Source organism: Bradyrhizobium sp. AUGA SZCCT0176 (genome assembly GCF_018130145.1).
In the GTDB taxonomy this organism is placed as follows: Bacteria; Pseudomonadota; Alphaproteobacteria; order Rhizobiales; family Xanthobacteraceae; genus Bradyrhizobium.
The window spans coordinates 924,294-949,522 of sequence record NZ_JAFCMB010000001.1; the positions used below are offsets into that span (position 1 = coordinate 924,294).

The 25,229-nt window shown below is 63.6% G+C and carries 27 protein-coding genes; 11 read left to right on the plus strand and 16 right to left on the minus strand.

Translation table 11 applies throughout. From position 1 onward, the window contains the following. Window positions 1–114: 114 nt before the first annotated feature. The 5 genes from JQ600_RS04290 to JQ600_RS04310 are packed head-to-tail and all read left to right on the plus strand — an operon-like array spanning window position 115 to window position 3,089. The gene (locus JQ600_RS04290) at window positions 115–450 is read left to right on the plus strand and encodes an antibiotic biosynthesis monooxygenase (RefSeq protein ID WP_212207247.1); all 336 of its coding nucleotides are present in this window, start codon (window positions 115–117) and stop codon (window positions 448–450) included. A 13-nt stretch (window positions 451–463) separates the two neighbouring features. Continuing rightward, the gene (gene hutX / locus JQ600_RS04295; protein ID WP_212269219.1) at window positions 464–979 is read left to right on the plus strand and encodes a heme utilization cystosolic carrier protein HutX; all 516 of its coding nucleotides are present in this window, start codon (window positions 464–466) and stop codon (window positions 977–979) included. Between the two features lie 32 nt (window positions 980–1,011). Further along, entirely contained in the window at window positions 1,012–1,806 is a 795-nt protein-coding gene (gene exbB, locus JQ600_RS04300; RefSeq protein ID WP_212269218.1) for a tonB-system energizer ExbB, read from the plus strand. A gap of 3 nt (window positions 1,807–1,809) precedes the next feature. Continuing rightward, window positions 1,810–2,259: a TonB system transport protein ExbD gene (exbD, locus tag JQ600_RS04305; protein ID WP_212269217.1), complete on the plus strand. Its 450-nt coding sequence runs from the start codon at window positions 1,810–1,812 to the stop codon at window positions 2,257–2,259. 5 nt (window positions 2,260–2,264) lie between these two features. Then, complete coding sequence (locus JQ600_RS04310) at window positions 2,265–3,089, plus strand: energy transducer TonB (RefSeq protein ID WP_212390441.1); 825 nt, start codon at window positions 2,265–2,267, stop codon at window positions 3,087–3,089. A gap of 8 nt (window positions 3,090–3,097) precedes the next feature. Here JQ600_RS04310 and JQ600_RS04315 read toward each other — a convergent pair whose 3' ends face one another. The 4 genes from JQ600_RS04315 to JQ600_RS04330 all read right to left on the minus strand — a co-directional run bounded on the left by JQ600_RS04315 (window position 3,098) and on the right by JQ600_RS04330 (window position 7,634). Further along, window positions 3,098–4,000, minus strand: coding sequence for a carbohydrate ABC transporter permease (locus JQ600_RS04315; RefSeq protein ID WP_192737599.1), 903 nt, complete (start codon window positions 3,998–4,000; stop codon window positions 3,098–3,100). After that, window positions 3,993–4,958, minus strand: a complete 966-nt coding sequence (locus tag JQ600_RS04320; protein ID WP_192737598.1) for a carbohydrate ABC transporter permease — start codon at window positions 4,956–4,958, stop codon at window positions 3,993–3,995. The genes JQ600_RS04315 and JQ600_RS04320 overlap by 8 nt, the downstream gene beginning before the upstream one ends. A 133-nt stretch (window positions 4,959–5,091) precedes the next feature. Then, window positions 5,092–6,432 (minus strand): ABC transporter substrate-binding protein, encoded by a 1,341-nt coding sequence (locus tag JQ600_RS04325; RefSeq protein ID WP_212269215.1) that lies wholly within the window; start codon window positions 6,430–6,432, stop codon window positions 5,092–5,094. Between the two features lie 158 nt (window positions 6,433–6,590). Beyond that, window positions 6,591–7,634 (minus strand): C-terminal binding protein, encoded by a 1,044-nt coding sequence (locus JQ600_RS04330; protein ID WP_212390440.1) that lies wholly within the window; start codon window positions 7,632–7,634, stop codon window positions 6,591–6,593. 242 nt (window positions 7,635–7,876) lie between these two features. Here JQ600_RS04330 and JQ600_RS04335 point away from each other — a divergent pair, with 242 nt between their 5' ends. Together JQ600_RS04335 and JQ600_RS04340 are read left to right on the plus strand one after the other, a co-directional pair. Next, the gene (locus JQ600_RS04335; RefSeq protein ID WP_212390439.1) at window positions 7,877–9,562 is read left to right on the plus strand and encodes a methyl-accepting chemotaxis protein; all 1,686 of its coding nucleotides are present in this window, start codon (window positions 7,877–7,879) and stop codon (window positions 9,560–9,562) included. 136 nt (window positions 9,563–9,698) lie between these two features. Next, window positions 9,699–11,045 carry an amidase gene (locus tag JQ600_RS04340; RefSeq protein ID WP_212390438.1) on the plus strand — a complete coding sequence of 449 codons (1,347 nt, stop codon included), beginning with the start codon at window positions 9,699–9,701 and terminating at the stop codon, window positions 11,043–11,045. 100 nt (window positions 11,046–11,145) lie between these two features. Here JQ600_RS04340 and JQ600_RS04345 read toward each other — a convergent pair whose 3' ends face one another. Together JQ600_RS04345 and JQ600_RS04350 are read right to left on the minus strand one after the other, a co-directional pair. After that, entirely contained in the window at window positions 11,146–12,123 is a 978-nt protein-coding gene (locus tag JQ600_RS04345; RefSeq protein WP_212390437.1) for a tripartite tricarboxylate transporter substrate binding protein, read from the minus strand. A 102-nt stretch (window positions 12,124–12,225) separates the two neighbouring features. Next, window positions 12,226–13,161: a DMT family transporter gene (locus tag JQ600_RS04350; protein ID WP_212269210.1), complete on the minus strand. Its 936-nt coding sequence runs from the start codon at window positions 13,159–13,161 to the stop codon at window positions 12,226–12,228. Window positions 13,162–13,309: 148 nt separating this feature from the next. Between JQ600_RS04350 and JQ600_RS04355 the strand changes: the two genes are divergently transcribed. After that, window positions 13,310–13,732, plus strand: a complete 423-nt coding sequence (locus tag JQ600_RS04355) for a DUF1330 domain-containing protein (RefSeq protein WP_212390436.1) — start codon at window positions 13,310–13,312, stop codon at window positions 13,730–13,732. A gap of 67 nt (window positions 13,733–13,799) precedes the next feature. Here the strand turns inward: JQ600_RS04355 and JQ600_RS04360 are convergent, their stop codons facing one another. The 10 genes from JQ600_RS04360 to JQ600_RS04405 form a co-directional block, all read right to left on the minus strand. Next, complete coding sequence (locus JQ600_RS04360; protein WP_212269208.1) at window positions 13,800–14,777, minus strand: TRAP transporter substrate-binding protein; 978 nt, start codon at window positions 14,775–14,777, stop codon at window positions 13,800–13,802. A gap of 41 nt (window positions 14,778–14,818) precedes the next feature. Continuing rightward, window positions 14,819–16,126: a TRAP transporter large permease gene (locus JQ600_RS04365; RefSeq protein WP_212269207.1), complete on the minus strand. Its 1,308-nt coding sequence runs from the start codon at window positions 16,124–16,126 to the stop codon at window positions 14,819–14,821. Between the two features lies 1 nt (window position 16,127). Beyond that, complete coding sequence (locus JQ600_RS04370) at window positions 16,128–16,673, minus strand: TRAP transporter small permease (protein ID WP_212269206.1); 546 nt, start codon at window positions 16,671–16,673, stop codon at window positions 16,128–16,130. 201 nt (window positions 16,674–16,874) lie between these two features. Continuing rightward, window positions 16,875–17,171, minus strand: coding sequence for an antibiotic biosynthesis monooxygenase (locus tag JQ600_RS04375; protein WP_192737587.1), 297 nt, complete (start codon window positions 17,169–17,171; stop codon window positions 16,875–16,877). 201 nt (window positions 17,172–17,372) lie between these two features. Next, a complete protein-coding gene (locus JQ600_RS04380) occupies window positions 17,373–18,368 on the minus strand; it encodes an ABC transporter substrate-binding protein (protein WP_212269205.1) in 996 nt (331 codons plus the stop codon). Window positions 18,369–18,408: 40 nt separating this feature from the next. Further along, entirely contained in the window at window positions 18,409–19,626 is a 1,218-nt protein-coding gene (locus tag JQ600_RS04385; RefSeq protein WP_312011067.1) for an alpha-hydroxy acid oxidase, read from the minus strand. 42 nt (window positions 19,627–19,668) lie between these two features. Then, window positions 19,669–20,469, minus strand: a complete 801-nt coding sequence (locus JQ600_RS04390; protein ID WP_212269204.1) for an MlaD family protein — start codon at window positions 20,467–20,469, stop codon at window positions 19,669–19,671. A gap of 76 nt (window positions 20,470–20,545) precedes the next feature. After that, window positions 20,546–21,475, minus strand: coding sequence for a DMT family transporter (locus JQ600_RS04395; RefSeq protein ID WP_212390435.1), 930 nt, complete (start codon window positions 21,473–21,475; stop codon window positions 20,546–20,548). A gap of 163 nt (window positions 21,476–21,638) precedes the next feature. After that, the gene (locus tag JQ600_RS04400) at window positions 21,639–22,022 is read right to left on the minus strand and encodes a hypothetical protein (protein ID WP_212390434.1); all 384 of its coding nucleotides are present in this window, start codon (window positions 22,020–22,022) and stop codon (window positions 21,639–21,641) included. Window positions 22,023–22,031: 9 nt separating this feature from the next. Next, window positions 22,032–23,081 carry a LysR family transcriptional regulator gene (locus tag JQ600_RS04405; RefSeq protein ID WP_212390433.1) on the minus strand — a complete coding sequence of 350 codons (1,050 nt, stop codon included), beginning with the start codon at window positions 23,079–23,081 and terminating at the stop codon, window positions 22,032–22,034. 197 nt (window positions 23,082–23,278) lie between these two features. Between JQ600_RS04405 and JQ600_RS36685 the strand changes: the two genes are divergently transcribed. Genes JQ600_RS36685 through JQ600_RS04420 form a run of 3 tightly spaced genes read left to right on the plus strand, consistent with a single transcriptional unit; the run spans window position 23,279 to window position 25,213 of the window. Beyond that, on the plus strand, window positions 23,279–24,415 hold the full coding sequence (locus JQ600_RS36685) for a GNAT family N-acetyltransferase (RefSeq protein WP_249135659.1): 1,137 nt from the start codon (window positions 23,279–23,281) through the stop codon (window positions 24,413–24,415). Further along, a complete protein-coding gene (locus tag JQ600_RS04415; RefSeq protein ID WP_212034333.1) occupies window positions 24,412–25,017 on the plus strand; it encodes an isochorismatase family protein in 606 nt (201 codons plus the stop codon). The genes JQ600_RS36685 and JQ600_RS04415 overlap by 4 nt, the downstream gene beginning before the upstream one ends. After that, window positions 25,010–25,213 (plus strand): hypothetical protein, encoded by a 204-nt coding sequence (locus JQ600_RS04420; RefSeq protein ID WP_212269200.1) that lies wholly within the window; start codon window positions 25,010–25,012, stop codon window positions 25,211–25,213. The genes JQ600_RS04415 and JQ600_RS04420 overlap by 8 nt, the downstream gene beginning before the upstream one ends. The last annotated feature ends 16 nt before the right edge of the window (window positions 25,214–25,229 follow it).

Sequence of the window (25,229 nt, forward strand, 5' to 3'; positions counted from 1 at the left end):
GAGCCGCCATCAAGGCTCCGGACCGTGCTGATGTCCCAGCGCGGCCTCGGAGCATTTCTGCGTTACGATATGATCGGGGCCAAACCGGCTACGACGACAACCAAGGAGATTTCCATGTTTATCGCGATGAACAGGTTTCAGGTGAAGTTGGGCCAGGAGCAGGCTTTCGAGACGGTGTGGGCGACGCGGGAGTCCTATCTCGGCAACATGGCCGGCTTCGTCGAATTCCATCTGCTCAAGGGTCCGGTAGCCGACGACCACACGCTGTATTCGTCGCACACCACCTGGGTCGACAAGGCCGCATTCGAGGCCTGGACCCGCTCGGAAGAGTTCCGCCGCGCCCACGCCCGCGCCGACAACAAGACCGGCGAAAGCCTGTACCTCGGCCATCCCAAGTTCGAAGGCTTTGAGGTGATCCAGTCCGAGCGCAAAACCAGCGCCGCCGCCTGACCGGGAGGCCTGCATGTCGAGCACGCAGAACGCCGATCTCAAGGCGTATATGGCGGAAAATCCGGGCGCCGTGATCGAGGACGTTGCGCGCGAGCGCAACGTCACGCCGCGCGCGGTGATCGAGGCGCTGCCCGGGACGATGGTCCGCATCGGTGCCGGCAGCCATTTCGCCGCCGCGATGCAGGACATCGCGCAATGGGGCGACGTGACGCTGATCGTCCATACCAGCGATGCGATTTTCGAGTTCACCGGCGCCATCCCGGCGGGCGAGGTCGGCCGCGGCTATTTCAACCTGATGCAGCCGAAGGGATTGCACGGCCATCTCAGGCATGAACGCTGCGACGCGGTCGCCTTTGTCGAGCGCCCCTTCATGGGCAAGGCATCGGCCTTCGTCGCCTTCATCAATGTCGATGGCGGCATCATGTTCAAGGTGTTTGTCGGCCGCGACGAGACCCGCGCGTTGCGCGGCGATCAGCTGAAGCGTTTTCAGTCGCTCGCCGACAGCCTTGCTTCGGCAAAGGCGGCCTAGCCAACCGCGTTGTTGTCAGCCGGGAGGTAATCATGCAGCAGAATGTGCTCAGATCGGCGATCGGTAGGCTGGCGGCCTTGTTCGGCGCTGGCGTGGTAGCATGCCCGGGGGCGGCGCTTGCCGCAACTGATACCGCACTACTGCCGCGAAATCTTTCGCCATGGAACATGTTCGTCAACGCCGACATCGTGGTGCAAGCCGTGATGGTCGGACTGGCGTTTGCCTCGCTGGTGACCTGGACGATCTGGCTGGCGAAAACGCTCGAGGTCAGGCGCAAGACCGCGACCGCCAGGCGGCGGATCTCCCTGCTCGAGGCCGATACGGTGCTCGCCGACGTCGAGAAGCAGTGCCGTGGCGGCGGCGACGCGGTGGCGCAGATCGTGCAGTCCGCGGCGCGCGAAGCCAGCCTTTCCGGCGGCATCGCCGATGACGGTTTCAAGGAGCGGATCGCGCTGCGGCTGGAGCGGGTCGAGGCCGCGATGTCGCGGCAGATCGCGCGCGGCACCGGCGTGCTCGCGACCATCGGCGCCACCGCGCCGTTCGTCGGCCTGTTCGGCACGGTGTGGGGCATCATGAATGCCTTCATCGGCATTTCCGAAGCCCACACCACCAATCTCGCGGTGGTCGCGCCCGGCATCGCCGAGGCGCTGCTGGCGACCGCGCTGGGGCTGGTGGCGGCCATCCCCGCGGTGGTGATCTACAACCATCTGACGCGCACGATCTCGGCCCACCGTGCGCTGCTTGGCGACGCCTCTGTCATGGTCATGCTGCTGATCAGCCGCGAGGGCGATCGCGGCTCGTTCCGGCTGGCGCGCGCCGCGGAGTGAATCATGGGCGCTAGATTGGGCACACGCGCAAGCTTCGGCGGCCGGTCGCGCGGCGGCGACGACGATCTGGCCGAGAATCACGAGATCAATGTCACGCCGTTCATCGACGTGATGCTGGTGCTGCTGATCATCTTCATGGTCGCCGCGCCGCTTGCCACCGTCGACCTCGGCGTCGATCTGCCCGCCAGCGCGGTCGAACCGGCGCCGCGTCCGGACAAGCCGGTGTTCGTCACGGTGAAGCCGGACCTGTCGGTCGCGGTCGGCGAGGACATCATCGCGCGCGACACGCTGACCGCGACGCTCGATGGCGCCACCAGGGGCCGCAAGGACGAGCGGATCTATCTGCGCGCCGACAAGGCGGTCAGCTATGGCGACCTGATGGAGGTGATGAACCTGCTGCGCAACGCCGGCTATCTCAAGGTCGCGCTGGTCGGCCTCGACGGACGTACCTGACCGCCATGAATGCGTTCGCGCTGCATGACGCCACTGATCACGCCGGGGTGCGGCGCTGGGGCACGTCGAGCATTGCGATCCTCGCAGCGCATGCCGCGCTGATCGCGCTGTTCATGACCTGGTACACGCAGCGGCCGCCGCCGGGCGCTACCTTGCCTGCGATCATGGTGGACATGTCGCCGGTATCGGCGGCGCCGCAATCGACTGAGCTGGAGCGCGCCCCTGACCAGCTGATGGAGCAGGCCGACGCCTCGCCGCCGGAGCCGGTCAAGCAGCAGGAGGTGGTCGAGGAGCAGATCGCGCCGACCCCGCCGCAGGAGAAGCCCGAGGTGGTGGCGCCGCCCGAGCAGAAGGTGGAAATGAAGCCGGCGGCCGAGCCCGCCAAGCCCGTCCCGACCGCCACGCCGACACCGGTCAAGCCAAAGGTGGTCCGACCCGACGCGAAGAAGCCGAACCAGGCGACACCCGCGCCGCGCACCGCGGCGCCGCCCCGTGTTGAACGTCAGGCCCAGGCCGCCTCCGCGGCCAGCGCCGGTGCATCGGCCTCGGCGCTCGCATCCTATAATCAGCGCGTCCGCGCGCATCTGATGCGTTTCCACCAGTACCCGTCGGGCGCCAACGGCCAGCGCGGCGTCGCGCGGCTGTCCTTTACGGTGAGCCGGGGCGGACAGGTCAGCGGAGGCCGCCTCAGCGGATCGTCGGGCGTTGCCGCGCTCGACGCGCAGGCCTCGGCGATGATTCGTCAGGCTTCCCCATTTCCCCCGATCCCGCCCGAAATCCAGCAGGGATCGATCAGCTTCACGATCCCTGTGGCGTTTACGGTCAGATAATCGGTCGTCTATTCCTTCACCGCGCCGGTCAGCGACGAGACGTAATAGTCGACGAACAGCGAGTAGAACAGCGCGACCGGCAGCGAGCCGAGCAGCGAGCCCGCCATCAGCGCGCCCCACTGATAGACGTCGCCGGTGACGAGTTCGGTCAGGATCGCGACGGGAACGGTCTTGTTGGCGCCGCTCTGGATGAAGGCCAGCGCGTAGATGAACTCGTTCCAGGACAGCGTGAACGAGAAGATGCCGGCCGAGATCAGGCCGGGCACCGCCAGCGGCAGCGTGATCCGCCGCAGGATCTGCAGCCGCGTCGCGCCATCGACCAGCGCGCATTCCTCCAGCTCATAGGGGATCGACTTGAAGTAGCCGATCAGGAGCCAGGTGCAGAACGGCACCAGGAAGGTCGGATACACCAGGATCAGCGCCATCGGCGAGTCGAACAGGCCGAATTGCACGATCACGGTGGCCAGCGGAATGAACAGGATCGAGGGCGGCACCAGATAGGCGAGGTAGATGCCAAGGCCCACGTAAGGGCTGCCGCGGAAGCGCAGCCGTTCGATCGCATAAGCGGCCAGCGTCGAGGCGAACAGCGACAGGAAGGTCGAACCAACCGCCACGAACATCGTGGTCTTCAGCCAGGTCGGATACGCGGTATTGAACAGCAAATGCTTGATGTGGGCGATCGTCGGCGAGGTGATCCAGAACGGGTTGTGCTCCTTGTAGTTCAGAAGTTCCGCGTTCGGTTTGAACGAGGTGATCGCCATCCAGTAGAACGGGAACAGCAGGATCAGCACGAAGCAGGACAGCGGCAGATAGATCATCATCACCCGCCGCGCCCGCGAATCCCACGACATCGTATCCGGCGTGGCGCTGGCGACATTGCTGTTGCCCGGTGAGGCGGCTACGTCAGTCATTGGCTTCTCCTTGCTGCCATTTGCGGCGGGCGAGGCCGAAGTAGCTGAACAACGTCGCGAAAACCAGGAACGGGATCATCGACACCGCGATTGCCGCACCCTCGCCGAGCTCGCCGCCGGCGATGCCGCGCTGGAACGCCAGCGTTGCCAAGAGATGCGTCGAATTGACCGGCCCGCCACGGGTAATGGCGTAGACCAGCTGGAAGTCGGTGAAGGTGAAGATGATCGAGAAGGTCATCACGATGGCTAGAATGGGCATCATCATCGGCAGCGTGATGAAGCGGAAGCGCTGCCAGGCGGTGGCGCCGTCCAGCATCGCCGCCTCATAGAGCGAGGGCGAGATGGTCTGCAGGCCCGCCAGCAGCGAGATCGCCACGAACGGAATGCCGCGCCAGATGTTGGCGACGATCAGCGAGAACCGCGCCGGCCACGGCGTGCCGAGGAAGTCGATGTTTGTGGTGCGGACGTGCAGCACGTCGACCAGCAAATAGGAAATGATCGAGAATTGCGGGTCGTAGATCCACCAGAACGCCAGCGCCGACAGCACCGTCGGCACGATCCACGGCAGCAGGATGATGGCGCGGAGCAGGCTCTTGAGCGGGAAGTGGTTGTTGAGCAGCAGCGCCAGCCAGAAGCCGAGCGCAAATTTTCCGATGGTCGCGACCGCGGTGTAGAACACGCTGTAGAACACCGCGTTCCACCACAAGGGATCCTTCAGCAAATACTGGAAGTTCTCCAGACCGATGAAGACGCCGCGCTGGCCGATGGTGGTGTCGGTGAAGGCGAGCCAGACGCCGAGGCCGAGCGGGTAGGTGAGGAACACCGCCAAGAGGCCGATCGCCGGCGCAAGGCACATCACGATCAGGAACGGCTTGTAGTCGAACAGGCGCACGATCCAGCCCGGTTGCCGCTGCTCAATGATGCGTCGAGGTCGAGAAGGTAGGGTCGTCACAGACATTAGATGGTTGTCCCGACTTGGTCAGTGTCATTCCGGGGCGATGCGAAGCATCGAACCCGGAATCTCGAGATTCCGGGTCTGGTGCTCGCGCACCATCCCGGAATGACGGAATTTTACTTCTGCAGCGACGGCGTTACCGCTCCTGGCGCCGGAAGTAACGCTTCGCACGCTGCTCCGCCTCAGCGGCGGCGGTTTCCGGCGTCGAGGCGCCGGTCGCAACCGCTGCGCACATCTGCACCAGCACGTAATCGGCGTTGACAGCACCCGTTGCGGTCGTGATCGGGCCCTTGTAGCCGTCGTAATACGTGCTCTGCATGGTGTTCTTGAAGATCGCGACCTTGGGATCCTCGGACCAGACCTTGGCTTCGGCGTAGGCGGCCAGCGGTTGCGACCAGTAGCCGGAGTTGGCGTTGAGCCACGGTTCGTACTGGTCCTTTTCCAGCATGAATGTCAGGAAGGCCTTGGCGGCGTTGGGGTACTGGCTGTGCTTGAACAGCATCGCGTTCAGTGTCAGGCCCGCCATCGGCGAAATCTTGGCATTGCCCTTCGGCAGCAATTGATGCTCGCTGTCCTCGGCGATCGCCTTGGTCGCCGGATCGTTCTTCAGCGAGAAATACAGCGAGACGCCGTTGGCGGTCAGCGAGATTTCCTGCGCGGAGTAGGCGCGGTTGTTGCTCACGTCGTTCCACGACGGCGTGCCGGCGATGAAGGTCGCGTACAGTTCCTTGACCCATTTCAGCGCCGCGATGGTCTCCTTGCTGTTGATGACGATGTTACCGGATTCATCGAGCAGGGCAGCGTTATGCGACCACAGTACCCAGTTGGCAAAGCCGTTGCCGTCGCCCTTGGCGTTGCCGAGCGCGAAGCCGGCCGGCTTGCCGGCCTTCTGCAGCTTCTGGCACAGTTCGAGAATTCCGGCGTGATCTTCCGGGACTGTGTCGTACCCGACCGACTTCAGGATCGACTTGCGGTAGATCAGGGGGCCGGCGGTCGCGCCGAACGGCAATCCGATCCAGGCACTGCTCTTGCTGCGCTTGCCGTACGTCTGCGCCAGCGGCAGCCAGCCGCCGTAGCGCTTGCCGAGGTAATCGGCGACGTCGCTCAGTTCGACCAGTTTGTCGACGTAAATGTGCGGCGCGTCGGAGAAGCCGATGATCATGTCCGGACCGGCGCCGGAATTCGAGGTCACCGCGGTCTGCTGATTGATGTCTTCCCAACCGACGAAGTCGACCTTGACCTCGACCCCGGTCTCCTTGGTGAACTTGGCGGCATTGGCGCGGAACACGTCCTCGTCGGCCTGCACGAAGCGAACCGGGCGCAGCATGCGCAAGGAGGCGCCTTTTTCGATCGCAAACTTGGGCACCGGAACATCGGCGGCCTTGATGGGCGATTGCGCCGATGCGCCGGTTGCGGCGAGCGCGGCGGCGGAAACGCCCAATACCAGCGCGTCGCGGCGGGTAATATCGTTCTTCATTATAATCGTCTCCCTGTTTTTCCTGCTCCCGGCGTTGATCGCCGATGAACTTCGCGGCCTTCGGTTCCCAGCGGAACCGAAGGGTAGTGTTTTCTTCCCGGTGCGTTTTCCCGGGCGCGGACCGTTCTCCGCTTCGCCCGACGACGCGTTCGGCCGTCCTAGCTGTTGGGACCGCGATCCATGCTGACGGGCTGCCAGCGACGAAGCGAGGTGTTTTGCAGCACCGACGGATTGACGCAGCTTACCGGCCACATTCCGGACAGCACCAGTGACAATTCGTAGCCCACACGGCGCTTGCGCGCTTCGTCGAAACGTGCCGATGCCGAGGCGACATGCGCCGTCAGCGTGACGTTTTCCATCGAGAGCATCGGGTTGTTGTGCGACGGCGGCTCGGTTTCCAGCACGTCGAGGGCGGCATGCGCGATCCAGCCCTCCTGCAGCGCCTTGATCAGCGCTTCCTCGTTCACGGTGGCGCCGCGGCCGGTATTGATGAAGATTGCGCTCTTCTTCATCTGCTTGAAGTGCTTCTCGCCCAGCATGTGATGCACCTCCGGCCGTGCCGGTGCGTGCATCGACAGGAAATCCGACTGCGACAGCACCTCCGACAGGGTCGCCGGGAGCACGCCATGGTCGGAAATCAGGGTTTCCTGGATGAAGGGGTCATAGGCGATCATCCGCAGGCCAAACGGGGCTGCGCGCTTGGCGACCGCGCGGGCCACCCGGCCGAACGAGATGAAGCCGAGCGTCTGCCCCATCAGCCGCGGAATCTTCAAAAGCTGGGGCCGACCTTCGGACCAGCGGCCGGTGCGGACCATCTTGTCCTGCTCGACCAGGCGGCGGAAGCCCGAGAGCAGCAGCATCATGGCGTGGTCGGCGACCTCCTCAATGAAGGTGTCGGGGATGTTGGTGACGGGGATGCCGCGGGCGGTAGCGGCTTTGACGTCGACGCTGTCGACCCCGACGCTGCCGAGCGTGATGACCTTGCAATTATCGAGCGCGTCGATGACCGTTTTCGAGATCCGCATGCCCTTGGCGTAGATGGCATCGGCGGTGCGGGCGGCAGCGATGAATTCCGCCTCGTTGGCCGGCGCCTCGATGATTTCGGCCCCGATCGGGTCCAGCGCCTCCATTTCATAGTCGTAGCCGCCGCCGGCGACCGTGAAACTCGCGCCTTTCGGCGTCAGCACCCTGAATTTTGACATTTCCTGCTCCCGATTTGACCGTTCGGTGTTGATTATGGCCGCGGCAGCTCGCCGTTGCCTCCCGAATTTTACGCGCCCTGATCAGTTTCTCGCACAATCCCGGCGCATAGAGACCAATGTTTTTTGCATGTCGGGGCTTCTACGGAGAGGCTTCGTAACAAAGCGCTAAAGGCTCTCACTATAACGTGCGGCGAATCAATTCGCCAACCGCGTCCCGTGCGCAAATGTCCGGAGATCCTCCCGTGAAGCTGTCAAATCTGAAGATCACCCCCAAACTCGGTATCTTGGTGGGTGTGACGCTGCTCGGCCTGTGCGCCGCCGGCGTGCTCGCGGGCTACCTGATGCAGCGCGAGATGCTGAACGCGCGCATCGACCAGACCAGGGCGATCGTCGAAATGGCGCGCAACATGGCGCTAGGGCTGCAAAAGCAGGTTGAAGCGGGACAGCTCACCAAGGAAGCCGCGATCGCCGAATTCGGCCGCCGCGGCGTTACGCTTACCTTCGACAAGGGCTCCGGCTACGTGTTCGCCTATACGATGGATGGCGTCGCGGTGGTGACGCCCGATCCCAAGCAGATCGGTCAGAACCGCCTCGACGTCGAAACCAACGGCAGAAGGCTCGCGCGCGAGTTGCGCGACGGCGTCGCGGCCAAGGGCGAAGTCACCTTGCCCTACGAATATATGAAACCCGGCCAGGAGACACTGATCCGCAAGGTTTCCTACGCGGTCGGAATCCCCGGCTGGAACATGTTTGTCGGCACCGGCGCCTATCTCGACGATCTCGACGCCAAGATGAAGCCGATCGCGTGGCTGCTGGGGCTCGCCATTCTCGGTATCGGCGTGATCGCGGGCAGCATCGCCTGGATGATCGGTCGCAGCATCTCAAAGCCGCTCGGCGAACTCGGCGCGCGCATGCAGGCGCTGGCCGACGGCAAGCTCGACGGTGAAATTCCCGGGCTCGGGCGCGGCGACGAGGTCGGTGCGATGGCGGCAACCGTGCAGATCTTCAAGGACAACGCGGTGCGGATCCGCGGCCTCGAACAGGCCGAAGCGGCGACACAGGCGCGCGCTGCAGCCGAACGCCGCAACGCGATGGAGAACATCGCCAGCGATTTCGAGCGCAGCGTCAACGGCATCGTCCGCTCGGTATCGACGGCCGCCACCGGCATGCAGAGCACGGCGCAATCGATGACGGCGACCGCCAGCGACGCCAGTGCGCGCGCTGCCACGGTTGGCGCGGCATCGGAAAGTTCGTCGAACAATGTCGGCACGGTCGCGGCCGCAGCCGAAGAGCTGTCGAGCTCGGTGGCCGAGATCGCCCGCCAGGTGGCGCGTTCCAGCGACATCGCCAGCAAGGCGGTCGGCGATGCCGAGCGCACCAACTCCACCGTCCAGGCGCTCTCCACGGGTGCCGAGAAGATCGGCGAGGTCGTCAAACTGATCCACTCGATCGCTGCTCAAACCAATCTGCTGGCGCTCAATGCGACGATCGAAGCGGCGCGCGCCGGTGACTCCGGCCGCGGCTTTGCGGTCGTCGCCTCCGAAGTGAAGGCTTTGGCCAACCAGACCGCGAAGGCGACCGAGGAAATCTCGGCCCAGGTCGCGGCGATGCAGGCTTCCACCAGCGAGGCGGTCTCCTCGATCGGCGGCATCACCGAAACCATCGCGCAGATGAGCGAGATCACCGTGAGCATCTCGACGTCGATCGAACAGCAGGGCGACGCGACACGCGAGATCGCGCGCAACATCCAGTCAGTGGCGGCGGGATCGAGCGAGATCAGCGCCCATATCGGCGGCGTCACCACGGCGGCGGCAGCCACCGGCAAGGCGGCGTCCGACGTGCTCTCGAACGCGCGCGAGCTCGACAATCAATCCGGCATGCTGCGCAACGCGGTCGACGAATTCCTCATCAAGGTCCGGGCGGCGTAACCAGTTCTCGGCGCTAATCTCTTCATGCCCGGGATTTCGCGAAGCGCGCCTTCGCGATGTCCCGGGCATGATGCTTTTGGACCGGGGGCGGGCCTGCTATTCTGCCGTCTTGAGCTAATTCTTCCCGGAAGCCGGCATGACCGATCGACGCGCGCGTCCCGTATCCAATTCGGAAGCAGGGGTTCTTGAGCTTCTGCGTCTATTTGGCGACAGCCAGCCAATGGCGGACGAATATGCGGCCGGGTGCCTGCAGAAGGCGAAAGCCCTCGAGCCCGCGCTGAGAGCGTTTGAATACCTGCCTGTCGATACCGCGCGGCGGCCAGGCCCGCTCTCGGGCATTCCGGTGGCGATCAAGGATATCATCGCCACATCGGATATGCCGACGACGAACGGTTCGCCCGTCTATGCCGGTCAGGTTCCAGCCGCAAATGCCTGGGTGGTCGAGCGGTTGCGCAATCTCGGTGCGACGATCTTCGGCAAGACGGTATCTACCGAATTCGCCTGGCGACATCCGGGACCGACGGTCAACCCCTGGAATCGCGAGCATACGCCGGGCGGATCATCGTCAGGTTCTGCGGCCGCCGTTGCCGCGGGACTGGTGCCGCTGGCGCTCGGCACCCAGACCCTCGGTTCGATCATCCGGCCTGCCGCGTTCAACGGCATCGTCGGATTCAAGCCGAGTTTCGGCGCCATCCCTCGCATCGGCGTGCATCCGCTCAGCCCGTCGCTTGACCATGTCGGCTTCTTTGCCCGGCGGGTCGATGATGTCGCGTTCGCATTGTCGCATCTGGCCGGTTCGAGCGATCGCGATCTCCATGGCCGGCCGTTGCCTGCCTTTACCGTCGAGATCGACACCGGTCTGCCGCCGCTGAACAAGCCGCGCCTTGCCGTCGTGCGTTTTGCGAAATGGCCGCGCGTTGAAGGCGAACAACAGAAGGTGTTCGACGCCGCAATCGACAAATTGCGTGGCGAGGGCGCCATTCTGGAGGAACTTGAATTATCCGAACTCGACGACGCGAACTGGACGACGATCAATTGCATCCTGTCGAGCGAGGCTGCCCTGATGTTCGCCGATCTCGTCGCAAATTATCCGGACCGTACCAGTGATCATCTGAAGTCGCTCGTCGAGAGCGGCAAGACTCATTCGGCGACCGGCTACCTTGCGGCCAAGGCGTTCCAGGACGCCTGGCGCCACAGGCTGACTTCGGAAATGTCGGGCTATGATGCCGTGCTGACATTGCCGGCGTTTGGCGAAGCCCCGCGCGGCCTGCACTATACCGGCGACGCGGAATATTGCGCGCCGTGGACCTTGCTCGGCGTGCCGGCCGTCACCCTTCCGGCCGGATTCGGCAAGAATGGTCTTCCGCTCGGCCTTCAAATCGTCGGCCCGTATCTGAATGATCATCGTATGCTGCGGGTCGCGAAATGGATTGAAGGCGCTTTGGGCTTCGAGCCAGGTATTCCGACCGGCCTCGCTTCGTAGGGTGGGCAAAGCGCAAGCGTGCCCACCAATCCAGATCACGGTCCGTCGGTAGATGGTGGGCACGGCGCGATGCGCCTTTGCCCACCCTACGATCTACCCCCTACTGCTTCTCGATCCCCGCGTCGGCGATCAGCTTTTCCCACAGCACCAGCTGCTCCTTCAGGAACGCGTCGAACTCTTCCGGCGTGCTCGAGAAGGCCTCCATGCCGCGCTCGGCGAGCTGGCTCTTGGTGTCCGGCCGCTCGACGATCTTGCGGATTTCCGCGTTCAGCCTGGTGACCATGTCCTTCGGCATATTGGCCGGGCCGAAATAGCCCTGCCATGAGCTGATGTCGAAACCCTTCACCGTGGCGTCCATGGTGGGCAGGTGCGGCAGCAGGGCGGAGGGTTTTTTGGTGGTGACGGCCAGCGACTTCAGTGCCTTGCCGTTGACATGCGGCAATCCGGTCAGGACGTCGATGAACATCATCGAGACGCGGCCGGCGATCACGTCGGTCAGCGCCGGCGGCGAACTCTTGTAGGGGACGTGCAGCAGGTCGATGCCGGCGAGGCGGGCAAACGTCGCGCCGGAGACGATCGCCGACGAACTGCCGCTGGCGTAGGAGTATTTGCCCGGCTCCTTCTTCGCCAGCGCAATCAGTTCGGCGACCGAATTGGCGGGAATGTCGGGATGGATCACCAGCATGAAGGGCAGGTCGCCGGTCCGCGCGATCGGCGTGAAATCCTTGATCGGATCGTAGCTCATGGTCTTCAGCAGATACGGATTGGCCGAATGCGTGGTGTTGGTCGTCACGAACAGTGTGTAGCCGTCCGGTGCCGAACGGGCGACATAGCTCGCCGCGATCGAACCATTGGCGCCCGCCTTGTTCTCGATCACCATGCCGACGCCGAGCGCGGTGCCGAGTTCCTTGGAGATGATCCGCGTCGTGGTGTCGGTGCCGCTGCCGGCGGCGAACGGCAGCACCAGCGTGATGTTGCGGTTCGGATAGGGGGCCTGCGCGGAAGCCGCTGATGCCAGCGCCAGCATCAAAGGCGTTAGCACTGCAATGCGCCGGTATCGTTGCAAAAAAGCGATCATAAGGTCGTTTCCTCGGTGGGTTTATTGACGGTTGGCGGGCAAGCTAGCCTGCCCGGAGCGAAAGCGGAAGGCGGCTAGGCGCTACATCCGGCCGCAAGGGTTTCATGCCCGGCTCGAAGCCCGCCGCGATGCGATCACGACGCCGGCCAGCACCAGCGCATAGCCGACCAGGTGAAACAGCCGCAACTGCTCGCCGAGCAGCAGGATCGCCATCGCCGAGCCGAACACCGGCACCAGATGGAAGAACGGCGCGGCGCGGTTCGGCCCGATCAGCGCGATGCCGCGGTTGAAGAACGTGTAGGCCAGCGTCGAAGGAAAAATCAGGACATAGGCCAGCGTCGCCAGCGTCAGGAAATCGAATTTCAGCACGGCACCGGTCGAAAACTCCCAGACCGAGAACGGCACCAGCATCATCGCGCCGCAGCAGGTGGTGAAGGAGATCAGCGACAATTGATGCGTCACCGGGCGGCGCAGCATCAGTGCCGAGTAAAGCCCGAACGACACCAGCGATGAGCCAAACATCACGTCGCCCTTGTTGAAGCTGATGCTGGCGAGCGCTCCGAAATCGCCGCGCAGGATGATGGTCAGGACGCCGATCAGCGAAAGCGCAATGCCGGCCAGCTGCGCGCCGGTCAGCCGCACCCCGAACAGGACCAGCGACCACATCGCCACGAACAGCGGGCCGGACGACTGGATCAGCAGCGCGTTCAGCGCCTGGGTGTATTGCATCGCCCACCAGGAAATCGCGTTGTTGTAGGCAAAGCCGATCAGCGAGAGGAACAGCATCAGCGGCAGATGGGCGCGCAAAACCTTCCAGTCGCGCTTGAGATGCGGCCAGGCGAACGGCAGCAGGATCAGGAAGACGCCGAACCAGCGGATGGTGGTCAGCGTGATCGGCGGCACGTGGTCGCCGACATGCCGCGCCAGCACGATGTTACCCGCCCAGAACAACGAAGTCAGGGTCAGCAGGACGTAAGGCTGGTTGTTGAGCCAGCCGACGGGATCGCGGGCGGGCGGCAGTGGCGCGGGGCTGGTCATGGTCTCGCGGGAGTTGTGCCGGATTTTCGCCGCGCGACAAGTCCCGAGTCTGCAATGCTACTATGGCTGCAATGCTACTATGGCTGCAATGCTACAATGTCCTGAATTCGTCTGAGCTGGCCGGGAGCAAGTCATTTAGGAGCAAGTTATGGGCGTCGATCTGTTGAATGTCAGGGGTCTCAAGGAGCTGGCGCATCAGGGGCCGGTCGTGATGGTCAATCTGATGCGGTTCCGTGAGCGCTCGCTCGACGGTGACGGGTCAGGGTGGGATGCCTATTTGCGCTACAGCGCGCTTACCGTGCCGATGATCAAGGCGCGCGGCGGCACGCTGCTATGGACCGGCAACGCCAAGGCGGTCGCGCTCGGCGCGCAGGAGGGCAATCAGTGGGATTACCTGGCGCTGGTGTACTATCCCGACGTCCCGGCCTTCATCGACATGATGACGTCGGCGGATTACGAAAACCGCTGCGATCCGCACCGCCACAATGGCTGCGCCGAGCATGTGATCATCTGTACGAATGAGGCGTACAGCAAGTTCGGGATTGGGGCGTCTCCATCCCCGAGAGTCTGAGCGAAGAACGTAAAATGCCCGGCACAAGGCCGGGCATGACGGCGTTCGCTATCAAGCGCTATTCGTCCTACTTCTTATAGGCGGCGACCACGGCTTCACCGTCGGCGCCGGCCTTCTTCGACCAGTCGGCCGTCAGCTGCTCGCCGATTTTCTCGAGCCCGGACTTCAGCGCGGCAGGCGGCGGCAGCACCTTCATCTTGTTCGCCTGAAGCTGCTCGAGATACCACTTCGCCTTTTCTTCGGCGAGCTTCCAGCCGCGCTCTTCGGCGACCGCGGCCGCCTTGAGGATCGCTTCCTGCGTCGGCTTGTCGAGCGCGTCGAACGCCGCCTTGTTCACGAAGGTGACGTTCTTCGGAATCCAGGCCTGCGTATCGTAGAAGTGCGTCATGGTTTCCCAGGCCTTGCTGTCGTAGCCGGTCGAGCCCGAGGTCATGAACGCGTTGACGACGCCGGTCGCCAGCGCCTGCGGCAATTCCGCTGCCTGGATGGTGATGGGCTGCGCGCCGACCAGTTCGGCGATGCGCGAGGTCCCGACATTATAGGCGCGCCACTTCAGGCCTTTCATATCCTCGACGGTGTTGAGGTCCTTCTTGGCATAGATGCCCTGCGGACCCCACGGCACCGCGAACAGCAGCATCAGCCCCTGCGACGCGAGCTTCTTTTCGACAGCGGGTTTCGACGCCAGCCACAGCTTCTTGGCCGCCGGATAGCTCGTCGCCAGGAACGGGACGACATCGACGCCGAACAGCGGGTCCTCGTTCTCATGCAGCGAGATCAGTACTTCGCCCGCCTGCGCCTGACCGGTTGCGACCGCGCGCTTGATTTCCGGCGCCTTGAACAGCGACGCTGCCGCATGCACGGTGATCTGCAGCTTGCCGCCGGTGGCGTCGCCGACGTCCTTGGCAAACGCGATCAGATTGACCGAATGCGGATTGTCCGCCGGATAGGCCGCCGGAAGATTCCATTTCGTCTGCGCCATTGCGGGAGTGATAAGCGCGGGAACGAGCGTTGCGGAAATCGCAAGCGCCGCGACGCCGGCAGCCATTGCGCACGTCTTAACAAGCCTCAACATGACAATACCTTTCTCTAGCCAGGGAACGCTATCCGCGGCAGCAGCATCACGATATCAGGAAACACCGTGATGATGGCAACCGCCAGAACGAGCAAAAAGAAGAACGGCAGGGCCGCCTTGGCGACGGTGTTGGAATCCTTGCCGCTCATGGTCTGCAACACGAACAGGTTGAAGCCGACGGGCGGAGAGACTTCAGCCATTTCCACCACCAGCACCAGGAAAATGCCGAACCAGATGAGATCGAAGCCGGCCTGCTTCACCATCGGAATGACGATGGCGGTGGTTAGCACGATCATGGAAATGCCGTCGAGGGCCGTGCCGAGCACGATGTACATCACGGTGAGCGCCGCGATCAGCGCATAGGGACTGAGCTGGAGACCGTTCACCCAGTTCGCCAGCGCCAGCGGGATGCCGGTATAGGCCATCGACGTGCCCATGTAGGAGGCGCCCGCCAGGATCAGCAGGATCATGCAATTGACCCGCGTTGCGCCCATGACGCTGGCCCAGAACGCCTGCCAGGTCAGCGCGCCCTGCCACCACGCGATCGCGAGCGATCCCAGGACGCCCCAGGCCGCACATTCCGTCGCCGTCGCCCAGCCCATCAGCAACGACAGAAAGACGAAAGCGATCAGCAGCAGACAAGGGAACAGATTGAGTGATTCCGAGATGCGCTTGCGAAAGCTCATCGGCGGGTCGGCCGGCGGCGTGCGCTTCGGATTGGCAAGCGACCAGACGGCGATGTAGCCGGAGTAAAGCGCCATCACCAGCAAGCCCGGCAGAAAGCCGGCGAGGAAGACCTGGATGATGGAGACGTTGGCCTGCACGGCGTAGACCACCATGGTGATCGACGGCGGGATCAGAATGCCGAGCGTGCCGGCGCCGGCCAGCGAGCCGAGGCTCAGGCCTTCGTCATAGCCGCGCTTCTTCAGCTCGGGCAGCGCGATCTTGGCCACCGTGGCGCAGGTCGCGGCCGATGATCCGGAGACGGAACCGAACACGCCGCAGGCGAGCACGTTGACGTGCATCAGCCGGCCCGGCAGCCAGTTCAGCCACGGCGCAAATCCACGAAACATTTCTTCCGAGAGCCGCGTGCGAAAGAGAATTTCGCCCATCCAGATGAAGAGCGGCAAGGCTGCCAGCGACCACGACGCGCTGTTGCCCCACACCGTTGTCGCCAGCACGCTGCCCGCCGGAATGGCGCCGCCGGCGAATTGCATGCCGGCCCATCCCGTCGCCATCAAGGCGACGCCGATCCAGACGCCGGCACCGAGCAGCAGCGCAAGAAATCCCAGCAGGATGGCGGCGATCGAGAGCAGCTCCATGTCAGACCCCGCTCTGCATGGCGCGCTCGACGATCTCTTCGGCGCTCTTTGGTTTCGGCAATTCGTAGCGCGGCGGAAAACCGCGCAGGACGTGGATCAGCTCATCGACAAAGGCGATGAAGAGAATCACGAGGCCGCCGCTGTAGCCGAGCTGCGGGATCCACAGCGGCACCGCGATGACGCCTTGCGAAATGTCGAAAAATTTCCACGACTGCCACGTCATGACCGAAGCGTGCCAGGCGAAAAAGCCGATGAAGCCGGTGCCGACGAAGAGCGCGGCGATCTCCACATAGTGGCGGACGCTGTCGCTGAGGCGGTCGATCAAAAGACCGACGCGGATCATCTCGCCGTGCTTGAACGTATGGGCGAGCCCGAGGAAGGCCGTCGCCGCCATGCACCAGGAGATGAAATCATCGCCCGCCGGAATGTTGATGCCGAGCGGCCGGCCGGCCGACAGCAGCATCATCAGCACGAAAATCGCAATCAGGAAAAGTCCGGCGAGATAGCCGGAGAAAAGATAGAGCCGATCGAGAAGCAGGCGGATCATCGTGTGTTCTTTCCCCTCACGCGCAGATTGCCCGGAAGCAATAGACGTACCATTTCAGCCAACCGTCCCGGCCGGAAATGCCCGTCAGCCGTGCTCGAAACGGGCGACTGAAGTCAATCCCGAAAAGCGCGGGCAGGGTTTCCGAGTTGTTCAGAGCCGTCAATGGGACGTTCTGGGAATGCCGAAGAGGACCGCCACGAACTATTTCAGCGCCAGCACGACCTCACCCGCCGCCGGATCGGTGACGCCGAGACCGCCGCCGAGGTCTTCGAGCGTATCGCGAAAGGAATTGAGGGTCGCGATCATGTTCGGCCGCGCCGCGACGCACGCGTCCATGTCTTTCCACTCGGCGATAATGCAGTAGGAGCGGTCGCCGGTCTTGATGATGTTGGCGTGCGTCAGGCCCGGCCACGTCGCTTCAACGTTCTTGTGGGCATCCAGAAACTCCTGATCGCGTCCTGGTTTCACTCGGAAACGCACCGTATTGAAAGCGGTCATCGGCCTTCTCCCCTCGCCTTTGAGGGTGCCGAGGATACCCAGCCTGCACACGGTTGCGCAATACAATAGGGTCCCTGACCCGCCGCCGCGAGCAGTCCTATGCCTGCAATGCGAGAATGTCCTGAACTCGTCTGACCTGCTGACCTTGCGCCTCTTTGGTTGGTCTCGCGGCCGATTGCTCGGGACGGCGCTTCTCAACTCTCATTCAATCACCTCGTCGGCGCGCACAAGGATCGATGGAGGAATGCTCAGACCGAGCGCCTTTGCGGTCTTCAGGTTGACCCCAAGCTCAAACTTTGTCGGTTGTTGGACCGGAAGATCGGCGGGCTTCGCGCCCTTCACGATCCTGTCGACGTAGCTGGCGGCGCGCCGAAGCATGTCCGGCGTGTTGGCGCCGTAGGCCAGCAGCGCACCTGCGCTGGCAAGTCCGAACGGCGGTGCAGCAAACACCGCCGGCAGCCGGTGCCTGGCGGCTGCCTCGATGATCTGGACGCGGTTCACGAAGAACATGCCCTCGATCGTCGACACCAGGAGCCCGTTGGCTTGTTCCCGCGCTTGCGCGACGGCGCCTTCGAGGTCGTTGGGCTGGCGCGCCTCCACCGGGTGGACGGTGAAGCCCAGGGCCGGGGCCGCCGCCTGCACCTCCTTCAACACGAGCGTCGCATCGAGGACTGCCGGGTTTACGAGTACAGCAAGCCGGGACAGGCCGGGAATGGCCTCCTTGCACAATTCGACGTTCTTGCCGACTTGCTCGACCATCAGGTTGGAAAAGCCGGTGATGGTTCCGCCAGGCCGCTGAAGGCTCGCGACGAACCCGAACCCAACAGGATCGGACACGTTCGCCATCACGATGGGGATCGTCGTGGTCGCCTGCTTCAGGAGCCGCACGACCGTCGCGGAGGGCGCCACGATGACATCGACCTTGAGCCGCACCAGCTCTTCGGCAATGCCGGGCGCAAGCTCGACCTTTCCCTCCGCGAAGCGTGCCTCGATTGCGATCGTCTCGCCCTCGACATAGCCCAGCTCACGCAGCCCCTGGCGGAACGCCTCCTGAAACGGCGCTACCTCCGATCGGGAAGCAATCCAGACAATGCCAACGCGCGGAATTACCGACTTCTGCCCATGTGCTGCGAGCGGCCACAGCGCCGATCCGGCCAAAGCCCTGGCGAAGTCCCGCCGATGCAATAACGCCGCCATCGAACTCTCCGTCATGAGCGAGCACGTCTCAGAACCGGCCCTAGAACTTTCGTACCAGATCCGGCGTGATCTCGCTGATGCTGCGGATGCCGAGCAGCGCGAGGTCGCGGTCGATCTCGGCATGGAGCAGACTGATGGCGCGCTGCACGCCGGCCTCGCCGCCGGCGATCGCAGCATAGAGGAAGGGACGGCCGACCCAGACGAAATGGGCGCCGAGCGCTAAGGCCTTGATCACGTCGGTGCCGCGGCGGATGCCGCCGTCGACCATAACCGTCATGCCTTTCGCCTCGGCCGCAATCTCCGGCAGCGTGCGCAGGCCCGACATCGTGTAGTCGAGCTGGCGACCGCCATGGTTGGAGAGCATCACGCCATCGACGCCGCTCTCGCGCGCGATCCGGGCGTCGGTGGGCGAGACCAGTCCCTTGACGACGAGCTTGCCCTTCCAGCGCTTGCGGATCAGTTCGACATGCTTCCAGGCGAGCTGGTCGCGGGCGCCGATGTTGCGCATCAGATTCTTGGCCAGCACCGGCGGGCCACGCTGCGCGTCCATGTTCTCGAAATGCGGCATGCCGTGGTTCTTCACGGTGCGCAGCCACGTGCCGAACAGCCAGTGCGGATGGGTTACCGTGTCCCAGGCGACGCGCGGCGTGATCGCCAGCGGCACCTGAAAGCCGTTGCGGATGTTGTTCTCGCGGTTGGGCGGCACCGGCACGTCGGCGGTGACGACGAACGTGTCGTAGCCGGCCGCGGCGACGCGGTCGACCAGCGGCTCGATACGGGCGGGCAGGCCCGCCAGATAGGCCTGGTACCAGGCGGCCGGATTTTCCCGGCGCACGTCCTCCAGCGTGATCAGCGAGGAGGCGGAGAGAATCATAGGCACGTTTTCGGCGGCGGCCGCACGCGTCAGCACGATGTCGCCGCGATAGGCGCACAGTGCCGAGGAGCCCATCGGCGGAATGCCGAACGGCGAGGCGTAGCTCTTGCCGAACAGCGTCGTGGTCTGGTCGCGGCCGGAGACGTCGTTGAGCACGCGCGGCACGAAGCCATATTCGTCAAAGGCTGTGCGGTTGTCGCGGACCGCGGCGTCGGTCTCGGCGCCGCCGGCAATATAGCCGTAGAGGAATTTCGGAATCCGCCGCCGCGCCGTAGCTTCGAAATCGTCGAGCGAGAGATAGCGTTTCAAGGCGCGCGGCACCTCGCTCGTGGCGCGGGTCACGGTCGGCGGCGGAGCGGTCAGGCCAGCGGATTTATCGAGCACGGCGGAGCAGTCCCTGTTCTTGGTTTATTATCGGGCAATACGCTATCGCCTGGCGGGGGGCGCGGCAAACTTGCTATTGTTGATGGACTGGCTGAGATCGATCAGCATTTTTCGGGCTTCTTTCAGCGCCGTGTCGGACTTCTTGTCGAAGCTTACGATCAGTTCGCGCATCGAAATCACGGTCGGCAGCAGTTCGCCGCCATATTTGTCGCTGCCGAGCCCGCCGAGGAAATCCGTGGTCTTGGTCAGGGCGCTGTCGACGGAACTGATACCTGCATCGGCGGTGCCGATGATGCTGCTGATCCGCTCGCCACTGCCAGAGAGCGAAGCCGTGAATGTTTCGAAATTGCGCAGCGTGTCTTTCACCGCGACTTCATTGTCGGCGATCACCTTGTCGACGTTGCGCAGCGCCACGCGGATCCTTTCCTGCATGTCCAGCAGTCCTTCGGGATCCGCGGTCAGTTCGGGAATGCCGTCGGCGCCGAGCGGCGGCGGATCGACCGTGCCGCCGGTAAAGGAGATCGCGGCGATGCCGGTCAGACCCTGGAATTCGAGGCCGACCTGGGTGTCCCTGCGTACCGGGGTGTTGCCGTCGATCATGGTGAGCACGACGACGCGGCGCGGATGGTCCAGCTGCATCGACACCACTTCGCCGACCCGGACCCCTGCGAAATTCACGCTGCCGCCCTGGCGCAGGCCGGAGGCGGAGCCCTCGAAGATCACCCGGAACGGCGTCTTCTGCTTATTGCTGGCGAATTTCTGATAGCCAAGGAACGAGCCGAGCGACCCGGCGATCAGCGCCAGGGTCAAGGTCCCGATCATCAGATTGCTGGCGCGCGCCATCAGCGGAATCCTGCGAAGCAGGTCCGAGTGATAGCGGATTTGGCGCGGCAAGTCACCGCAACCAGGCTGTCCAAAACTAGCTGGTCGCGGGCCTTCGCGACGCCACAAAAACCCCGGTCAGGACCAGCGCAAACCCTAAGAAGTGGAACGGCTGCGGGTGCTCGCCGAGGAAGGCGATCGACATCACGGTTCCGAACACCGGCACCACGTGAAAGAAGGGCGCGGCGCGGTTGGCGCCGATCAGCTGCACCCCGCGATTGAAGCAGAGATAGGCCAGCGTCGAGGGAAACAGCGCCACATAAAACAGCGTCAGCAGGTTGGCGGTGTCGATCCGCATCAGGGGCCGCGCGAACAGTTCCCAGATGAACAGCGGGATCAGGCACGCCGCGCCGGCGCCGAAAGTAAAGGCGACGAACGACAGGCCGTGGATGGCGGGGCGTTTCAGCGACAGCACCGAATAAAGCCCGAAGATCGCCAGCGCCACGATGAAGATGAGGTCGCCTTTGTTGAACTCGATGTTCTTGAGCGTGGTGAGATCGCCGTGCAGCAGGATCACGAGCACGCCGGCCAGCGACAGCAGAACCCCGCCGGCCTGAGCCAGCGTCAGCCGCATGCCGAACAGGACCAGCGACCACACTGCGACGATCAGCGGCCCGGCCGACTGCAGCAGCAGCGTGTTGAGCGCCTGGGTGTGTTCGAGCGCCCAATATTGCAGGGTGTTGAAGGCGCCGATGCCGGTGATCGACAGAAAGATCATGATGCCGAGGCGGCCGCGGATCGCGGCCCAGTCATGCACCAGATGTTTCCAGGCAAACGGAAGAATGATGAGGAAGGCGAACGACCAGCGCAGGAACGACAGCGTCACCGGTGGGATATGCCCGGCGGCGAGGCGGCCGACGATGGCGTTGCCGGCCCAGCACAGCGCGGTGATGCTGAGCAACAAATAGGGCTGGTTGGCGATCCAGGTCGCGGGCTGCGCGGGCGCGTTGGGATCGGAAGCAGACATTCGCAAAAACAAGGCCCGGTTCATGACGCCGCGGCCCGCCCGGCGATGCAAGCCGGGCCGGAGAAGGTCGCCCGGCCTGTGTCACAGACACCGATTTGCCGCGTTCATCAATGGGGCAGATGCATCGCGACCATGCGCGGAGGGAGATGCGCGGGCGTTCCGGTTAACCCGCTTGGTCGGGGCCCGCGGCCTGACGCTTGACGATCTGCTCGGCGAGCTGGATCAGCATCCGCTTGGTATTGGCGTCCTGCAGCTCGCGGAACACGCGCAGCAAACGCAGTTCGAGCAGCGCCTGCATCGTGTCGGAATTGGCGATGCCGGATTGCGGCTTGGTCGACGGCGACAGGCCTTCGAACAGATCGTGGGAAACACCGAGCGCGTCCGCCACCTGCATCAGGCGGCCGACGCTCACGCGGCCCGACCCGTTGTTGGTTTTCGGAGTCGGCTGGCCAGCGAGTACTTCCGCAAGATCGTTCTGCGAAAGCCCGAGCGCGAGCCATCGCGCCTTCACCAGTTGATCGATTTGCCCGTCGGTCGACTTGCTCATTTGTCTCGCTCAGCCAATCTTTGACCGTGATTCTTTCATGAAACCAGCGAACAGATTCACCAGCGGCTCACCCTTGTAGGTTTTCTGCAAATCGTCGGGATGGACAAACTCATCCCGAAACCACGGATATTTGCGGCCGTCGAACGCCTGGATGGTCCAGTCGATCAATTGCTTGACGCGTGGAATCCGCTTCGCATCGGGATGGTAGGTGAGCCAGATGTCGAGCGGAAACTGGACGCCGAGATCGAGCGGAATCAAGGGCCCGGCGATCGCCGGTATGTAGGTCGGCAACCAGCCGATGCCGGCGCCTTTGGAGACGGCCCAGACATGCGCGCTGGAGACGTTGTTGCGCATCGCGACAAAGCCGAGCTGTTCGCGTCCGGCATGCCGTTCGTACATCTCCTTGCCTTTGGTCTGCTCTGCGTCCTGAATCACCATGCGATGATTTTGCTGCAGGTCCTTCAGGTCTGTCGGCATGCCGTAGATTTCGACATAGGATGGACTGACGAACGGCATGATGTGAAGCCGGCCGATCTTGACCCGCTTCAGGTTGGGATTAGCGGGCTCCTCGAGTTGCACGGCGACATCGGCTTCGAGCCGGAGCACGTCCGCCGATCGCATTTCGCATTTCAGATCGACCAGCAGTCCGGAGTAGACCCGCTGGAATTCGACCAGCCGGGGCGCCAGCCAGAAAGTGCCGAGCCCCTCGGTCACAGCAAGCCGGACCTCGCCGGTGAGCGCCGGCGTCGCCCGGCTTAGCGCGCGGTCGAGCCCGAAGGACGCCTCTTCCATCCGCTTGGCGGCGTCCAGAACCGCCTCGCCTTCCGGCGTCAGCCTGATGCCGTCGACGTGGCGGGTCATCAGCGGCGTCTTGTAGGTATTCTCCAGGACTGAAATGCGCTTGCTGAGGAAATTGGCGGACATGTTCAGCTCCGCAGCCGCGGCGCGGAAACTTCCGGTTCGGGCGACGGCCAGGAAAATCCGGACCAGATCCCAGTTCGCCATTCGTCCCGGCATGTGCGCGCCGCTGTGCGCGCCCCTGCGCTCACCTGAGTGCATACAAATCGCCTCGTTTGTCGCCTTCTAATTTAAGGGAACCATATTTCTATTATTGGCAGAAAACCAAGTTTTACACAATCAAGAGACGATCAATGAACGCGCTCGACATCGATCTGATCAGAAAATCCGCCCGGGAGCACGCTCGCGCCAACCGCTCGGCTCCCGCCAGCCGGTCTACGGCCCATTCTCTGGAGCGAATGACCAATCTTCAAGTGGCCAGACGCACGGTGATTTTCACCGTCGGGGCCGCCGGCATCGCCTCGCTGGTTGACAGGGCCCGCGCCGACATACCGGGATTAACCAAGAACGAAGTCCTCCAGGCGGCGGCACGCCACAACCCCGATATTTTCTGGGCAATCGCGCGAAGCGACCGGTTCGATATCAGCGACCCCAAGGGCGACGGCTTCCTTGCGGTGTTGCCGCTAACCCACGAGGGCATGCGCCAGCTGCTCGACGGCCGGCTCAACACCAAGGATCCCGAGCTGTGCTACGTCGCGCGGCAATCGGAGCGTCCGGCCGGCATCTATGTCTGGGCGATCCACGCCAAGGGTACGCTCGCGGCAGCGATCCCGCTGGTGCTGCAGAAAATCTCCTCGCCGCTCTACCAGGGCGTCAACCTCTATTCGCGTCCCATCACCAAGGGCGGCCTGCGGGTGCTGGAGCCGCTCGGCTTCCAGCCGGGCGCAAGTTACGAGGAATTGTTCGCGCCGCATCTGCAGATGTTCGACCGCTCGAAGGATCTTCCGCGGGTCAAGGCAATGCTGCCCGAGCCGGTCACCGTCGAGGTCGTCCGCTCGATGGACGAGATGGCGCGCGTCATTGCGATCCGCGGAGCGGTCTACATGGGCGAACAGCATTGCCCGTTTGAAGAGGAATTCGACGGCAACGATTTCTCCGCCACCCATCTGATCTGCCACAAGGATGGCGAGCCGGTCGGCTGCATGCGGATCCGCTATTTTGCGGATTTCGCCAAGCTCGAGCGGCTGGCCGTCCGCAACGAAAGTCGCAACGCCGGCCTGGCCGGCCAGATCGTGGACACGGCCATCGAGCTGTGCCGGAAGAAAGGCTACCGCGTGCTGTACGCGCATGCGCAGGCCCGGCTGCTCGGCTTCTGGCAGCAACGTGGCTTCAAGCGCGCGCCCGGCCGCAAGTTCGTGTTTTCCGACTTTGACTATGTCGAGGTCAAACTCGAGACCGAGAAGCATCCGCAATGTATCACCATCAACGACGATCCCTACGTGCTCATTCGTCCCGAAGGCCGCTGGGATAGACCGGGCATCCTCGAAAAATCCACCAGCCGGGGAATTTGCGAAGCGGCGGATGTCGTCCAATGAGTTCAGTCATCGATCTGCGAACCTATGTCGGCGCATCGCGTGGCCGCCTGCTGATCATGGTCGACCTGCAGGAGAAGAACTACGCCGCGTTGGCCAGGGACAACGCGCGCGACATCCAGCGGTCGCTGAACAACTGCATGGCCGCGATCCGGCATGCGCGCGAGTTCGCCATACCGATCGCGTTCACGCGGCAAGCCGAGGGTCGGGGCGATGGCCCGGGCATACTCGAACGCTCGAGCCAGTCGGCCTGGATTTCCGGTCTCGAGCCGCGGCGGTCGGACATGGTGTTCGAGCGCCAGCAGCCGTCCTGCTACAGCAATCATCTGTTCGAAAGCGTGGTCTCGCAGGCCGGAAGCTTCGCCATTGCCGGTCTCGTCGCCGAGGAAACCTGCCTTGCAACGGCGATGGATGCCGCGCGCAGGGAGCACAGTGTTACCTTCCTGAGCGATGCATCCGTGAGCCGGTCGCGGCCCAATACCGATGCTGCCGCCGTGCATGTGCTCGCCACAAGGGCGATCGAACTTTTCGCCGACGTCGCCACCACGGGCCAGTGGCTGGTCGCGACGTCACAGCGACCTCTCAAAGGGCACCGCTATGGATGAGTTGAGTGCGCGTCGTTTGCGTAATGTGCTTCCGGTGCTGGTAGAGCAGCGCAATTTGCTGGTTTCCGGCGGCGTCTCCTTTGCCGGCCATCTGGTCGATCTCGCGATCATGCAATTGCGCTTGACTCTGCACGAGATCTCCGAGGATGAATTATCCGAGTTCTCCAACGTGCTCAGCGGCGAACGAACGGATTGATCCCCAGGAGTATCGG

Bases quoted from the DNA above. Each gene is read 5' to 3' on its own strand.
- JQ600_RS04405 (WP_212390433.1), bottom strand. From the start codon at position 23,081: ATGCACTCAGGTGAGCGCAGGGGCGCGCACAGCGGCGCGCACATGCCG.
- JQ600_RS04325 (WP_212269215.1), bottom strand. From the start codon at position 6,432: ATGAAGAACGATATTACCCGCCGCGACGCGCTGGTATTGGGCGTTTCC.
- JQ600_RS04345 (WP_212390437.1), bottom strand. From the start codon at position 12,123: ATGATCGCTTTTTTGCAACGATACCGGCGCATTGCAGTGCTAACGCCT.
- JQ600_RS04310 (WP_212390441.1), top strand. From the start codon at position 2,265: ATGAATGCGTTCGCGCTGCATGACGCCACTGATCACGCCGGGGTGCGG.
- JQ600_RS04420 (WP_212269200.1), top strand. From the start codon at position 25,010: ATGGATGAGTTGAGTGCGCGTCGTTTGCGTAATGTGCTTCCGGTGCTG.
- JQ600_RS36685 (WP_249135659.1), top strand. From the start codon at position 23,279: ATGACCAATCTTCAAGTGGCCAGACGCACGGTGATTTTCACCGTCGGG.
- JQ600_RS04380 (WP_212269205.1), bottom strand. From the start codon at position 18,368: ATGGCGGCGTTATTGCATCGGCGGGACTTCGCCAGGGCTTTGGCCGGA.
- exbB (WP_212269218.1), top strand. From the start codon at position 1,012: ATGCAGCAGAATGTGCTCAGATCGGCGATCGGTAGGCTGGCGGCCTTG.
- JQ600_RS04315 (WP_192737599.1), bottom strand. From the start codon at position 4,000: ATGACTGACGTAGCCGCCTCACCGGGCAACAGCAATGTCGCCAGCGCC.
- JQ600_RS04370 (WP_212269206.1), bottom strand. From the start codon at position 16,673: ATGATCCGCCTGCTTCTCGATCGGCTCTATCTTTTCTCCGGCTATCTC.
- JQ600_RS04415 (WP_212034333.1), top strand. From the start codon at position 24,412: ATGAGTTCAGTCATCGATCTGCGAACCTATGTCGGCGCATCGCGTGGC.
- JQ600_RS04340 (WP_212390438.1), top strand. From the start codon at position 9,699: ATGACCGATCGACGCGCGCGTCCCGTATCCAATTCGGAAGCAGGGGTT.
- JQ600_RS04330 (WP_212390440.1), bottom strand. From the start codon at position 7,634: ATGTCAAAATTCAGGGTGCTGACGCCGAAAGGCGCGAGTTTCACGGTC.
- JQ600_RS04390 (WP_212269204.1), bottom strand. From the start codon at position 20,469: ATGGCGCGCGCCAGCAATCTGATGATCGGGACCTTGACCCTGGCGCTG.
- JQ600_RS04395 (WP_212390435.1), bottom strand. From the start codon at position 21,475: ATGTCTGCTTCCGATCCCAACGCGCCCGCGCAGCCCGCGACCTGGATC.
- JQ600_RS04400 (WP_212390434.1), bottom strand. From the start codon at position 22,022: ATGAGCAAGTCGACCGACGGGCAAATCGATCAACTGGTGAAGGCGCGA.
- JQ600_RS04320 (WP_192737598.1), bottom strand. From the start codon at position 4,958: ATGTCTGTGACGACCCTACCTTCTCGACCTCGACGCATCATTGAGCAG.
- JQ600_RS04350 (WP_212269210.1), bottom strand. From the start codon at position 13,161: ATGACCAGCCCCGCGCCACTGCCGCCCGCCCGCGATCCCGTCGGCTGG.
- JQ600_RS04360 (WP_212269208.1), bottom strand. From the start codon at position 14,777: ATGGCTGCCGGCGTCGCGGCGCTTGCGATTTCCGCAACGCTCGTTCCC.
- exbD (WP_212269217.1), top strand. From the start codon at position 1,810: ATGGGCGCTAGATTGGGCACACGCGCAAGCTTCGGCGGCCGGTCGCGC.
- hutX (WP_212269219.1), top strand. From the start codon at position 464: ATGTCGAGCACGCAGAACGCCGATCTCAAGGCGTATATGGCGGAAAAT.
- JQ600_RS04355 (WP_212390436.1), top strand. From the start codon at position 13,310: ATGGGCGTCGATCTGTTGAATGTCAGGGGTCTCAAGGAGCTGGCGCAT.
- JQ600_RS04290 (WP_212207247.1), top strand. From the start codon at position 115: ATGTTTATCGCGATGAACAGGTTTCAGGTGAAGTTGGGCCAGGAGCAG.
- JQ600_RS04365 (WP_212269207.1), bottom strand. From the start codon at position 16,126: ATGGAGCTGCTCTCGATCGCCGCCATCCTGCTGGGATTTCTTGCGCTG.
- JQ600_RS04375 (WP_192737587.1), bottom strand. From the start codon at position 17,171: ATGACCGCTTTCAATACGGTGCGTTTCCGAGTGAAACCAGGACGCGAT.